Source organism: Streptomyces sp. B93, assembly GCF_018070565.1.
In the GTDB taxonomy this organism is placed as follows: domain Bacteria; phylum Actinomycetota; class Actinomycetes; order Streptomycetales; family Streptomycetaceae; genus Streptomyces.
Genome location: NZ_JAGPXL010000002.1, coordinates 220,051 through 233,399 on the forward strand (window position 1 = coordinate 220,051; position 13,349 = coordinate 233,399).

The 13,349-nt window shown below is 72.1% G+C and carries 11 protein-coding genes; 1 reads left to right on the top strand and 10 read right to left on the bottom strand.

Annotated elements, in window-relative coordinates; genetic code table 11:
* Positions 1-249: 249 nt before the first annotated feature.
* Complete coding sequence (locus KBY47_RS03335) at positions 250-2,124, bottom strand: long-chain fatty acid--CoA ligase (protein ID WP_210919337.1); 1,875 nt, start codon at positions 2,122-2,124, stop codon at positions 250-252.
* 239 nt (positions 2,125-2,363) lie between these two features.
* Positions 2,364-4,232 (bottom strand): translation elongation factor 4, encoded by a 1,869-nt coding sequence (gene lepA / locus KBY47_RS03340; protein ID WP_210919338.1) that lies wholly within the window; start codon positions 4,230-4,232, stop codon positions 2,364-2,366.
* A gap of 245 nt (positions 4,233-4,477) precedes the next feature.
* Here lepA and rpsT point away from each other — a divergent pair, with 245 nt between their 5' ends.
* Entirely contained in the window at positions 4,478-4,744 is a 267-nt protein-coding gene (rpsT, locus tag KBY47_RS03345) for a 30S ribosomal protein S20 (protein WP_033525839.1), read from the top strand.
* 195 nt (positions 4,745-4,939) lie between these two features.
* On the opposite strand, the gene KBY47_RS03350 is transcribed toward rpsT, so the two are convergent.
* The 8 genes from KBY47_RS03350 to KBY47_RS03385 form a co-directional block, all read right to left on the bottom strand.
* A complete protein-coding gene (locus KBY47_RS03350) occupies positions 4,940-5,335 on the bottom strand; it encodes a nuclear transport factor 2 family protein (RefSeq protein ID WP_210919339.1) in 396 nt (131 codons plus the stop codon).
* Positions 5,336-5,718: 383 nt separating this feature from the next.
* Positions 5,719-6,708: a DNA polymerase III subunit delta gene (gene holA / locus KBY47_RS03355; RefSeq protein WP_210919340.1), complete on the bottom strand. Its 990-nt coding sequence runs from the start codon at positions 6,706-6,708 to the stop codon at positions 5,719-5,721.
* A gap of 60 nt (positions 6,709-6,768) precedes the next feature.
* A complete protein-coding gene (locus KBY47_RS03360; RefSeq protein ID WP_210919341.1) occupies positions 6,769-7,014 on the bottom strand; it encodes a hypothetical protein in 246 nt (81 codons plus the stop codon).
* Entirely contained in the window at positions 7,011-7,826 is an 816-nt protein-coding gene (locus KBY47_RS03365; protein ID WP_210919342.1) for an arylamine N-acetyltransferase, read from the bottom strand. The genes KBY47_RS03360 and KBY47_RS03365 overlap by 4 nt, the downstream gene beginning before the upstream one ends.
* Positions 7,827-7,830: 4 nt before the next feature.
* Complete coding sequence (locus KBY47_RS03370; RefSeq protein WP_210919343.1) at positions 7,831-10,416, bottom strand: ComEC/Rec2 family competence protein; 2,586 nt, start codon at positions 10,414-10,416, stop codon at positions 7,831-7,833.
* Entirely contained in the window at positions 10,413-11,465 is a 1,053-nt protein-coding gene (locus tag KBY47_RS03375) for a ComEA family DNA-binding protein (RefSeq protein WP_210919344.1), read from the bottom strand. Before KBY47_RS03375 ends, KBY47_RS03370 begins: the two co-directional genes overlap by 4 nt.
* A gap of 118 nt (positions 11,466-11,583) precedes the next feature.
* Positions 11,584-12,429 carry a DegV family protein gene (locus KBY47_RS03380; protein ID WP_210919345.1) on the bottom strand — a complete coding sequence of 282 codons (846 nt, stop codon included), beginning with the start codon at positions 12,427-12,429 and terminating at the stop codon, positions 11,584-11,586.
* 69 nt (positions 12,430-12,498) lie between these two features.
* Positions 12,499-13,245, bottom strand: a complete 747-nt coding sequence (locus KBY47_RS03385; protein WP_210919346.1) for a hypothetical protein — start codon at positions 13,243-13,245, stop codon at positions 12,499-12,501.
* Positions 13,246-13,349 lie beyond the last annotated feature (104 nt).

Sequence of the window (13,349 nt, forward strand, 5' to 3'; positions counted from 1 at the left end):
GCCTCGGTCAATGCCGACAGGGTGACAGAAAGACCGCGGCCATACGCACCGAGTTACCGAAGTGGGCTGTCGGGAGGGGGAGAGCTGTTGCACGCGTGCCAGAAGATGGCCGATTCCGACCGGGAAGGGGGCGTTGGCCGACCTCTGACGGCAGGGGGCGGGGTGCGAACGGACCTCAGGGGCGCGGGGAACCGAGCGACCAGCCACAGACCACCCGCAGCCGCCGTCAGTCCCCCGCCACCCCCGTGCCTACGCCTCCCGCGCCCCCTCGTACATCTCCTCGATCAGGTGCTTGTACTCCCGCTCGACCACCGGCCGCTTGAGCTTCAGGCTGGGCGTCAGTTCCCCGTGCTCCACGTCCAGGTCCCGTGGCAGCAGCCGGAACTTCTTGATGGTCTGCCAGCGCTGCAACCCGGCGTTGAGCTGCCGCACGTACCCGTCGATCAGCTCGACCGTGGCGGGCGCGGCGACGACCTCCTCGTACGACTTGCCCTCCAGACCGTTCTCGCCCGCCCACTGGAGGATCGACGGTTCGTCGAGCGCGATCAGGGCGGTGCAGAAGTTCCGGTCGGCGCCGTGCACGAGGATGTTGGAGACGTAGGGGCACACCGCCTTGAACTGTCCCTCGACCTCGGCGGGCGCGATGTACTTGCCGCCGGAGGTCTTGATGAGGTCCTTCTTGCGGTCGGTGATGCGCAGGTAGCCGTCGGGCGACAGCTCGCCGATGTCGCCGGTGTGGAACCAGCCGTCCGGCTCCAGCACCTCGGCGGTCTTCTCGGGCAGCTTGTGGTAGCCCTCCATGATGCCGGGGCCGCGCAGCAGGATCTCGCCGTCGTCGGCGATCCGGACCTCCGTGCCGGGCAGCGGCTTGCCCACCGTCCCCGTGCGGTACGCCTCGCCCGGGTTGACGAAGGACGCGGCGGAGGACTCGGTGAGCCCGTAGCCCTCCAGGATGTGGATGCCAGCACCGGAGAAGAAGTAGCCGATGTCGGGGGCGAGGGCGGCGGAGCCGGAGATGCAGGCGCGCAGGTTGCCGCCGAACGCCTCGCGGATCTTGGCGTAGACGAGCTTGTCGGCGACCCCGTGCTTGGTCCGCAGGGCGAACGGCGCGCTCGCGGTGCCGGTGCGCCGGAAGTTGTCCTGGGTGACCTTGGCATACTCGCGGGCGACCTCGGCGGCCCACTGGAAGATCTTGTACTTGGCGCCGCCACCGGCCCGCGCCTTCGCGGCGACGCCGTTGTAGACCTTCTCGAAGATGCGCGGCACGGCCGCCATGTACGTCGGCTGCACCACCGGAAGGTTCTCGATGATCTTGTCGACGCGGCCGTCGACGGCGGTGACGTGCCCGACCTCGATCTGGCCGGAGGTGAGCACCTTGCCGAACACGTGCGCGAGCGGCAGCCACAGGTACTGCACGTCGTCCCGCCCGACCAGCCCGGTCGCGGCGATCGCCTTGGCCATGTACGACCAGTTGTCGTGCGGCAGCCGGACACCCTTGGGGCGGCCGGTGGTGCCGGAGGTGTAGATGAGGGTGGCCAGCTGGTCCTTGGTGATCGCGCCGACCCGCTCCTTGATCAGCTCGGCGTCCTTCTCCAGCCGGGCCGCGCCCCGGCTCTCCAGCTCGGCGAGGGTCAGGATCCAGTCACCGCTCTCCACGCCGTCCCCGTCGATGACGACGACATGGGTCAGCTCCGGCAGCTCGGCCCGCTTCTCGACGGCCTTCGCCAGCTGCTCGGCGTCCTCCGCGATCAGCACCCGGCTCCCGGAGTCGGAGAGGATGTACGCCGATTCCTCAGCGTTGGTCTGCGGGTACACGGTCGTCGTGGCGGCGCCCGCGCACATGATGCCGAGGTCGGCGAGGATCCACTCCAGCCGCGTCGAGGAGGCCAGCGCCACCCGCTGCTCCGGCTCGACACCCAGCTCGATCAGCCCGGCGGCGATCCGGAAGACCCGCTCGGCGGCCTGCCCCCAGCTCAGTGACTTCCAGTCGTCGGGGCCCTCACCGGACGCCGCGGGCACCGGGTAACGGTAGGCCTCGGCATCCGGTGTGGCCGAAACCCGCTCCAGGAAAAGCCCCGCTACGGACGGCGGACGGTTCTCGATCAAGGTCTGTGTGTCGCTCACGACATCCTCCGGGGCCCGCGACGATGCGGCTCGCTCAGTGGGCTCGTTTCACTCGCGAGCACTTGTTTAACTCGCGAGTAACTATTCGAGTGGAGATCAGGGTAGAGCCCGACCGGCCACTACGTAAGGGCTCGCGCCCTGTAACTTCCTACAGACAGCGACCGTACGCACGACGAGGGGCCCGCCGCACTTTCGTACGACGGGCCCCGTTGTGCCCGATTTGACGGACCGCGGTCCGGTTACTTCTTGGCCTTGCCCGACCCCGCGCTGTCATCGCTGGACAGCACCGCGATGAAGGCCTCCTGCGGAACCTCCACGGAACCCACCATCTTCATCCGCTTCTTGCCTTCCTTCTGCTTCTCCAGCAGCTTCCGCTTACGGGAGATGTCACCGCCGTAGCACTTGGCGAGGACGTCCTTGCGGATGGCGCGGATGGTCTCGCGGGCGATCACCCGGGAGCCGATGGCGGCCTGCACCGGCACCTCGAAGTTCTGCCGCGGGATCAGCTCCTTCAGCTTGGCGACCAGCCGTACGCCGTACGCGTACGCCTGGTCCTTGTGGGTGATCGCCGAGAAGGCGTCCACCTTGTCGCCGTGCAGCAGGATGTCGACCTTGACCAGCGAGCTGGACTGCTCGCCGGTGGGCTCGTAGTCGAGGGAGGCGTAGCCGCGGGTCTTGGACTTCAGCTGGTCGAAGAAGTCGAAGACGATCTCCGCGAGCGGGAGCGTGTAGCGGATCTCCACACGGTCCTCGGAGAGGTAGTCCATGCCGAGCAGGGTGCCGCGCCGGGTCTGGCACAGCTCCATGATCGCGCCGATGAACTCGGTGGGCGCCAGGATCGTCGCCCGGACCACCGGCTCGTGCACCTCCGCGATCTTCCCCTCGGGGAACTCGCTCGGGTTGGTGACCGTGTGCTCCTCGCCGTCCTCCATGGTCACCTGGTACACCACGTTCGGCGCGGTGGCGATCAGGTCGAGGCCGAACTCGCGCTCCAGCCGCTCGCGGATCACGTCGAGGTGCAGCAGGCCCAGGAAGCCGACGCGGAAGCCGAAGCCGAGGGCCGCGGAGGTCTCCGGCTCGTAGACAAGGGCGGCGTCGTTGAGCTGGAGCTTGTCGAGGGCCTCGCGCAGCTCGGGGTAGTCGGAGCCGTCCAGCGGATACAGACCGGAGAAGACCATCGGCTTCGGGTCCTTGTAACCGCCGAGCGCCTCGGTGGCGCCCTTGTGCTGGCTGGTGACGGTGTCACCGACCTTCGACTGGCGGACGTCCTTCACACCGGTGATCAGATAGCCCACCTCACCGACGCCGAGACCGTCGGCCGGGAGCATCTCCGGCGAGTTGGTGCCGATCTCCAGCAGCTCGTGGGTGGCGTTCGTCGACATCATCCGGATGCGCTCGCGCTTGTTGAGCTGGCCGTCGATGACACGGACGTACGTCACGACACCGCGGTAGGAGTCGTAGACCGAGTCGAAGATCATGGCCCGCGCGGGGGCGTCCTTGACGCCGACCGGCGCGGGGATCTCCTGGACGACCTTGTCGAGCAAGGCCTCGACACCGAGCCCGGTCTTGGCGGAGACCTTGAGCACGTCGCTCGGCTCGCACCCGACCAGGTTCGCCAGCTCCTCGGCGAACTTCTCCGGCTGCGCGGCCGGAAGGTCGATCTTGTTGAGTACGGGGATGATCGTGAGGTCGTTCTCCATCGCCAGGTAGAGGTTGGCGAGGGTCTGGGCCTCGATGCCCTGGGCGGCGTCGACGAGGAGGATGGTCCCCTCGCAGGCGGCGAGCGACCGCGAGACCTCGTAGGTGAAGTCGACGTGCCCCGGGGTGTCGATCATGTTGAGGATGTGCGTGTTGCCCTGGTCGTGGGTGGGAGCCCACGGCAACCGCACCGCCTGGGACTTGATCGTGATGCCGCGCTCGCGCTCGATGTCCATGCGGTCGAGGTACTGAGCGCGCATCTGCCGCTGCTCGACCACCCCGGTCAGCTGGAGCATCCGGTCGGCGAGCGTGGACTTGCCGTGGTCGATGTGCGCGATGATGCAGAAGTTGCGGATCAGAGCCGGGTCGGTACGGCTCGGCTCGGGCACATTGTTAGGGGTCGCGGGCACGCAGGGTCCTGTCTCTTGAGGCGCCTTATGCCTCGGGTCGGATCGATACGTAGCTTCCATGGTCCCACGGGCGGCGACCGGGAGCGGGTTTGGGCCACTCAATGGGCCGCTGGTAGTGTGGGGGGCTGTGTCTCATGCCCTCTCAGCGCGAGGCACGTCTCAAGAAATCACCTGGCAAATCATCCGGCACGGGTCGCGCGGGGTCTCTCCGGCGGGTCCGTTCCTGAACCTGAAAAGGCTCATTCGTGGCGAACATCAAGTCCCAGATCAAGCGGAACAAGACCAACGAGAAGGCCCGGCTGCGCAACAAGGCCGTCAAGTCCTCTCTGAAGACCGCGATCCGCAAGGCCCGTGAGGCCGCTGCCGCGGGTGACGTCGAGAAGGCCACCGAGTACCAGCGCGCTGCCGCGCGTCAGCTCGACAAGGCCGTCTCCAAGGGCGTCATCCACAAGAACCAGGCCGCCAACAAGAAGTCGGCGCTGGCTTCGAAGGTCGCGTCCCTCAAGGGCTGACACCTTCTTCTGATCTGACCGTCGGCGGGACGTAGAGCGGGCCCTCTCTCATCCGCTCCCCACCGGCACCTACGAGCCGCCCGCGGCCTGCGTTCGCCACGCGGGGGCGGCTCATCCCGCTTCAACCGGAGGCCCCGGTGCCACGCCCTTCCCCAGGGCAGGCGCCGGGGCCTCCGGCGTGACCGTCACCGGCCGTCAGGCCCAGAACTCGTCGGCCTTGTCGATGTCACCGACGCATTCGTCGAGGTCGGTGACCTTGTCCCCGACGATCCGGAAGATCAGGCACCCGGTGTCGTCGTACTTCTTGCCGCCCCGCTCGGCCTGGAAGTGATGCACGGCGACCGCGTGCCCGCGTCCGTCGACCATGACGTTCATCAGCTCGACACGCATCGTCCCGCCGGTCTCCTGGGCGAGCCTGCCGTACATGTCGATGATCGCGTCCTGCCCCTTGAAGTCCCCGGACAGCGGGTGACTGCCGGGCACATGGTGCGTACAGTCCGCCGCGATCAGCCCACGCAGGGTGTCCATGTCCCCACGGACAAACGCCTCGTACCCCTTGCGAACAAGTTGCGCGTGCGCGTGCTCAGCCATCTGAACCGCCACCTCTCCGTCATCTCGGCGATTACGGCTGATGCGTCCGATTGTCCTCCGGTTGGGGGGATGGCGCCGCTGGGGGGAAGGGGGAGCGAGCTGGTGGAGGGGAGGGGTGGGCGGCGAGGGTGGGGTGCCCGGCGGGTGCGCGCGGGGAAGGGGCGCCCCACCGGGTGGCGGAAGGGCGACGCATCCGTCGAGGGGGCGGCACACACGGTAGGGCGAGGGCGTCCAAAACGGCCGGGGGCCAGCACGACGCATCCGGCAGGGCGAGGCGCCCGGGCAGGCCGGGGGCGTGCAGCAGAAGGCGGGCGCCAATGCCAGCGCGCCCGGCCGAGGGCACCCCGTTTCTACCTACGGGCCCGGGAACGCGCCCCGTGCGCCTACGCCCGGCCCCGGGAACGCGCCGCGCGGGCGATGGCGACGACCGCCTTCTCCAGCGCGTACTCGGGGTCGTCACCGCCGCCCTTCACCCCGGCGTCCGCCTCGGCGACGGCTCGCAGGGCCGCGGCGACGCCGTCCGGGGTCCAGCCACGCATCTGCTGCCGGACCCGGTCGATCTTCCAGGGCGGCATGCCCAGCTCACGGGCCAGATCGGCGGGGCGTCCGCCGCGCGCGGAGGACAGCTTGCCGATCGCCCGGACGCCCTGGGCGAGCGCGCTGGTGATCAGCACGGGGGCCACTCCCGTCGCCAGCGACCACCGCAGCGCCTCCAGCGCCTCGGCCGTCCGCCCCTCCACCGCCCGGTCGGCGACGGTGAAGCTCGACGCCTCGGCCCGTCCGGTGTAGTACCGCCCGACGACCGCCTCGTCGATCGTGCCCTCGACATCGGCGACCAGCTGCGACACCGCCGACGCCAGCTCCCGCAGATCGCTGCCGATGGCGTCGACGAGCGCCTGGCAGGCCTCCGGCGTCGCCGACCGGCCGAGCGTCCGGAACTCCTGCCGCACGAACGCCAGCCGGTCCGCGGGCTTGGTCATCTTCGGGCAGGCCACCTCCCGCGCCCCCGCCTTGCGCGCCGCGTCCAGCAGCCCCTTGCCCTTGGCCCCGCCCGCGTGCAGCAGCACCAGCGTGATCTCCTCGGCGGGCGCCGTGAGATACGCCTTCACGTCCTTCACCGTGTCCGCCGACAGGTCCTGCGCGTTGCGCACCACCACGACCTTGCGCTCCGCGAAGAGCGACGGACTGGTCAGCTCGGCGAGTGTCCCCGGCTGCAACTGCTCCGGCCCCAGGTCCCGCACATCCGTGTCCGCGTCGGCGGCCTTCGCCGCGGCCACCACCTCCTGCACGGCGCGGTCCAGCAGCAGCTCCTCCTGCCCCACGGCAAGGGTCACCGCGGCGAGAGGCTCGTCATTCACACTCTTCCTGGCCATCGCGCCCAGCATCCCACGCCCCACTGACAGCGCCCCGCCAGTCCCCGGTCACCGGGCGGACTACGGCTCCTCCCGCCACCCCTCCCACTCCCCCGCGAACGCGTCCAGCTCCCCCGGGTCCAGCCGCCCCTCCGCATCCCGCAGCAGCACCAGCCACTGCGCGTCCTCCGCGTCGTCCTCACCGGCCAGCGCGTCCCGCACCAGCCGCGGCTCCTCCCGCACCCCGAACCGCTCCCCGAGCGCCTCCGCCACCTCCTCCGCGGCATCACGGTCGGGCAGCACCAGCACATGTCTCACATCACTCACCCCGCCATTTTCGCCCCCCGCACCTCCGGCACCCGCGCCAGCTCGATGCCGAAGCTCTCCCGGTAGGCCGCCAGCACCTCGGCGTCGTCCGCCAGCTCACGCACCTCCGACTCCCCGTCGGCGCCGGTGGTCTTCAGCTTCCGCCCGCTCAACGTCACCCGTCCGCCGTCCTCGGTGACCCGGGAGCACACCAGCGACCGCGTGAAGTGCGACTCGGGCGAGGTCCGATGCCACCACGCCCCGGCGACGAAGTCCCCCAGCGCCCGCGGCCTCGGCTCCAGCCGGTACTGCGCCCTGCCGTCCTTCACCACATCCACTTCACCCCCCGACTCCGGCACCGCCCCCGCCACGTCCACGAGCCGGAACACCCCCGCGGCATCCACCTGCTCCCCTCGCTCCCGCCACGCCAGCACCCCGTTGCTCAACCCACCGAACCCCACGTCGGCCAGCCACTCCCCGCCGTCCACCGTCCCCACCCGCAGGGCGAGATGGTCGTACGGGATGCCGAGCCCGCCGCCCGGGACGTGCACCCGCGCCGCCAGCAGCGTGACGTCGAAGCCCAGCGCGGTGAGCAGCCCCGCGAACGCACCGTTCAGCTCGTAACAGAACCCGCCCCGGCCGGAACCCAGCAGCTTGCCAAGCAACCGCTCCTCCGTGAGCACGATCTCCTCTCCGAGGTGGATCGACAGGTTCTCGAAGGGCACGGTCTGGAGGTGCCGCAGATGCAGTTCGCGGAGGGCGTCGCTGGTGGGCCGGGCGGGGCGCTCGACCCCGAGTCGGCGGAGATAGGCGTCGGTCTGCACAGGTTCCATGCCCTCAGTCTCCCGCCACCCGCAACTCCCCACCGTCCACGGTGACGGCCAGCGCCCCGTCCCGGTCCGTCCGCGACACCATCGCTCCCCCGGCCCGCAGCGCGTCGACCGTCCCGGGCGCCGGATGCCCGTACGAGTTGTCCGCGCCCGCCGAGATCAGCGCCAGCCTCGGTGCCACCAGGCGTATCAGGTCCGGGTCCTGGTAGGCCGAGCCGTGATGCGCCACCTTCAGGACGTCCACGCCGCCCAGCACCCCGGCCGCCGGGCTCCTCAACAGCGCCCGCTGACCGTCGGGTTCGAGGTCCCCCAGCAGCAGGATGCGCAGTCCCGCCGTACTGACCAGCAACGTGACACTGGCGTCGTTGGGCGCCCGCGGTTCGGCGGCGGGGCCCGGCGGGGGCCACAGCACCTCCCAGGAGAGGTCGCCCGTGCGCCGCCGTTCCCCGGCGACGGCGGGGCGGACGGGGATGCCCCGAGTGGTGGCCGTCCTCCGTACGAACCCGGCCTGGTCCACGGGCTCCGCAAGCGCCGTCGTCTCGATCGCCCCCACCGAACGGCCCCGCAGCACGCCCGGCAGGCCCGCCACATGGTCGGCGTGGAAGTGCGTCAGCACGACCAAGGGAATCCGGGTGACCCCGAGATCGCGCAGACAACCGTCCACCAGCCCGGGATCGGGCCCGGCGTCCACGACCACACCGGCACCGCCCCCCGCCGCCAGCACCATCGCGTCACCCTGCCCCACATCGCACATCACCAGCCGCCACCCCGGCGGCGGCCACCCCGTGATCGTCCGGGTCAGCGGTGGCGGCTGCACCACGGCCAGCACCAGCAGCACCCCGCAGACACCGCACAGCCACGGCCGCCGCAGCACCCGCCGCCCGACCAGGACGACCCCCACCACGACGAGCCCGAGCAGCGCCGCCCCCGTCCAGTCGCCCGGCCAGTCGACCCCCGCACCGGGCAGCGCCGCCCCGGCACGCGCCACGCCCGCGAGCCACTCCGTGGGCCAACTCGCCAGCCACGCCACCGCCTTCGCGAGCGGCATCGCCACCGGTGCCACGGCCAGCGCCGTGAAACCCAGCACCGTGGCCGGAGCCAACGCGAACTCCGCCAGCAGATTGCAGGGCACCGCCACCAGGCTCACCCGCGCCGACAGCACCACGACGACCGGCGCGCACACCGCCTGGGCCGCCGCCGCAGCCGCCAGCGCCTCCGCCAGCCTCGGCGGCACCCCCCGCCCTCGCAGTCCGGCGCTCCAGCGCGGCGCGAGGGTGAGCAGGGCGCCGGTGGCCAGCACGGAGAGCAGGAAGCCGTAACTCCGGGACAGCCACGGGTCGTACAGCACCAGCAGCAGTACCGCCGCCGCCAGCGCCGGAATCAGCGACCTGCGCCGTCCGGTCGCCAGGGCCAGCAGCACCACCGCCCCGCAGGCCGCGGCCCGCAGCACACTGGGGTCCGGTCGGCACACCACCACGAAGGCCAGCGTCAGCGCCCCGCCGAGCAGCGCGGTCGCCCGCAGGGAGACACCGAACCGCGGCGCCAGCCCCCGGCGTTCACTGCGCTGCGCCAGACCCGGCGGCCCCAGCAGCAGCACCAGGACGATCGTGAGGTTGCTGCCGGACACGGCGAGCGTGTGCGCGAGGTCGGTCGCCTTGAACGCCTCGTCCAGCTCCGGGGTGATCCGGGAGGTGTCCCCGACCACCAGCCCCGGCAGCAGGGCGCGCGCATCCGGGGGCAACCCGTCGGTGGCCTCCCGCAGCCCGGCGCGCAGCCGTCCCGCCAGCCGCTGCGGCCCGGACGGCTCCCGCGTCACCCTCGGTGCCGCCGCCTGCCGGACCCGCAGCACCGCCGCGATCCGGTCGCCGCCGCTCAGCGGGGGCGCCAGCTGTCCGGTGACTCGCACCCGCGTCGACGGCAGCAGACCCAGCCACGCCGACCGCACGGACCCGCCCTCCGAAGCCCGGGCTCCCGTATCGACGATCACCAGCACCGGCGCCCGTGTCACGGTCACCGTCCCGCCCGGCTCCTCGACACCGCGCACCCGCGCCCCCACCAGCACCGTGGCCGGTGGCAGCCGGTTACCCGAGACGCGGGGCCGGGAGAGCCGGGGGTCGGCGGTGACCTCGACCTCGGCGGTGACCGTGGCATACCGACGCGCCAGCTCCGGCACGGGCCCGCGGCGCAGATCCGCCCCGTGCAACCCGGCCGACGCGGCGGCCCCGGCGACACAGAGCAGCACGGCACCGACCGCGACGAGCACCGAGGTGCCGTCCGCGCCGCCCGTGCCCCCCGTACCAGCCCTGCCACCCCTGCCGCCCTCGCCGCCCGCCCGGCGCCGTCTCCGCGCCAGCAGCAGCCCTCCCACCGCCATCAGGCAGACGGCGACGACTGCCGTGACCCGGCCCGGCGACGCATGCAGCGTCAGCGCCGCCGTGGCCCACGCGGCGAGTGCGGGCGGTACGAGTCGCAGGTCCGTCGGCCCTTCCTGCCGCGGATGGGCGTCACCGAGCCGTCGGCCCGAGGCCGCGTGCACGGCCCGACGCGCCCGCTCGGCATCGCCCTGGTCACGGTCGCCGTGGACGAGGCTCATGGCCGTACCAGATCCCGTAGATCGGCGAACCGCCGTTCACCGATGCCCTTGACCTCCCGCAGTTCGTCCACCGAGCGGAATCCGCCGTGCTGGGTGCGGTAGTCGAGGATGTGCTGGGCCAGCACCGGGCCGACCCCCGGCAGCGTGTCGAGCTGCTCCGCCGTGGCCGTGTTCAGGGACACCGGCGCGACGGGCGCCACCCCGGCCAGAGCGTCGCCGCCCCCGGCACCGGCGGCCGGAACCGGTGCGGCGGCAGGAGCGGGACCCCCGACGACCACCTGCTCCCCGTCCACCAGGAACCGCGCCCGGTTGAGCCCGTCGGTGTCCGTCCCCGGCCGCACCCCACCGGCAGCGTCCAGCGCGTCGGCGACCCGCGACCCGGCCGGAAGACGGTGAACTCCCGGCTCCCGCACCTTGCCGCTGACATCGACGACGATCTCGCCCATGGGCGCGCCGGCTGCACTGGGAGCGGCGGAAGCACCTGCCGCGCTCACGCCCGCGGCTTCGGCCCCGGCCTCAGCCGGGAACGGATCCGCCGCCCGTACCACCTCCGGCGCCCGCACCGACTGCGTCCGCCCGGTCCAGAAGTGCTGGACGGCGAGGACAGCCGCGACGGCCAGCAGCACCGCCAGCGCGGCGACGCTCCTCGGCCGCAGCCCGCACCTCGCCTGAAGCCACACCGGCATCCGCTCCCGCACGGCGAGCCGCGCACGGGCCGGCCCCGGCTCCGGCGCCCGGTCGAGGGCCACCTCGGCCCTCAGGTCCGGCCCGGTCTCCCCGGGCGGCCCACTCCCCGACTCCCGCCGTTCGCGGACCCGTTCGGCGAAGAGGATCTCCGCGCGTCGGCGCACCTCCTCCGCGGTCGGCGCCGTCCGGTGCCGGAACCGCCCGTCGGAGGCGGGCGCCCGCCCGGGCCCGCTGGTGGCGGCCGTGGCCGCGAGTCGCGACCGGGCGCGAGGGCCGGTGCCGAGCCGGCCCCCGCCCCCGGTACCGGCGCCCGTGCCGGTACGAGTGATGCTGTGCGTACGTGTACGTGATCGAAGTGCCATGCGCCGAGAATGACCTGACCGACCACATCCCCGATGATCTTGGTCAATTCCCGTGGATTACCCGCCGGTTGTGGATATCCCGGTCACCCACACGCGTGAGGCACGGTGTGAAGCAAGCTCACCGCGCGGAGACCACGACCCCCAGCAGCCCGGGCCCCGTATGCGCCCCGATCACCGCCCCCACCTCGCTGACATGCAGGTCCGCCAGCCCTGGCACCCGGGTCCGCAGTCGTTCGGCCAGTGCGGACGCGCGGTCGGCGGCGGCGAGGTGGTGCACCGCGATGTCGACCTTGGCGCTGCCCGCCCGGTCGGCCGCGATCTCCTCCAGCCGGGCGATCGCCTTCGACGCCGTCCGTACCTTCTCCAGCGGCTCGATACGGCCGTCCGCCAGCTGGAGCAGCGGCTTGACCGCGAGCGCGGAGCCGAAGAGGGCCTGTGCGGCGCCGATACGGCCGCCGCGGCGCAGATAGTCGAGGGTGTCGACGTAGAAGTAGGCGGCGGTGCCGGAGGCCCGTTTCTGGGCGGCGGCGACCGCCTCGTCGACCGTGCCGCCCGCCTCCGCGGTCTCGGCCGCGGTCACGGCGCAGAAGCCCAGGGCCATCGCGATCATGCCGGTGTCCACGACCCGTACCGGCACCGGCGCCTCGCGGGCCGCGAGTACGGCGGCGTCATGGGTGCCCGACAGCTCGGCGGAGAGGTGGAGGGAGACGATGTCGGTGGCGCCCGCCTCGGCGACCTTGCGGTAGTGCTCGGCGAAGAGCTGGGGGCTGGGGCGGGAGGTGGTGACGGGGCGTCGCTTCTGGAGTGCCTGGGCCAGGGAACGGGTCGAGATCTCGGTGCCCTCTTCGAGCGCCCGGTCGCCCAGGACGACGGTCAGGGGTACCGCCGTGATGCCGTGACGCTCCATCGTCCGTGGCGGCAGGTAGGCCGTTGAATCGGTGACGATCGCGACATGGCGGGACATGAGCTGGAGGTTACCTGCCGTAGTGCCCGTGCGGCAGCCCGGGCTTGTCAGCGGGACGCGGTGGCGGGATCAGGTGGTGCTCTCGGGGCGGGTCTTCTTCTGCCAGGGGTAGGTGGGCCGCGGGCCCGGCGGGGTGATCGCGGGGCGCGTCGGTTCCTCGGCGGTGCGCGACCGCGGTGTCTCCGGCCAGGTCTGCCGGGCCGACTCACCGGGGTCGGTGGCCTCGGGCCAGGGGGGCGGGGTGGTGGCGGGGCCCGGGGTCGGGTCGTCCGTGGTGGTCCAGTGCCGCAGGGCGCCGGTCTCCACGTCGATCTGGGCGCTGAGCGAGTCCAGCTCGTCGTCGGCGAAGTGCCGGGCGCGGTCGCGGGCGGCCCAGCGCAGGGAGTCCGCCGAGTGTGTGATGCGCTGGGTGCGCTCCCGCAGGGCGGGCAGGCGCTCGGCGAGCCTGGCGCGGTCCGGTTCGGACTCCAGGCGGCGCAGTTCGTCGTCGAGTTCGTATCCATGGGCGCTGAGGCGCTGGAAGAGGCCGAGGGCCTCCTTCAGGGACTCGTCCTCGGCGGCGCCCGCCCGCAGCGCCTCCTGGGTGGCCCGCATCGAGGTGCGCAGGCTCAGGCGCAGCTGGGCCAGCTCGCCCGCCGGGCCGGGCTGGGCGAAGGACTTGGCGCGCAGGGTGTGGTCCTCGACGGTGCGGCGGGCCTGGGTGAGGGTGCGGTCCACGCCGCGCTTGGCGGCGCCGACGGCCTTCACGGTGGCGTAGGCGCCCAGCACCAGGAAGAGCACGAAGAGCAGGGCGAAAACTGCGATCACTGCTTCCACTGGTGCTCCTTGTCCGCCGGGCCGCGGCGCTCCGCGCGCCACCTCTCAACGGTAAACGGAACGGGCAGGCCCGGAGTTCCAGAAAAACCCCGAACCTGCCCGTA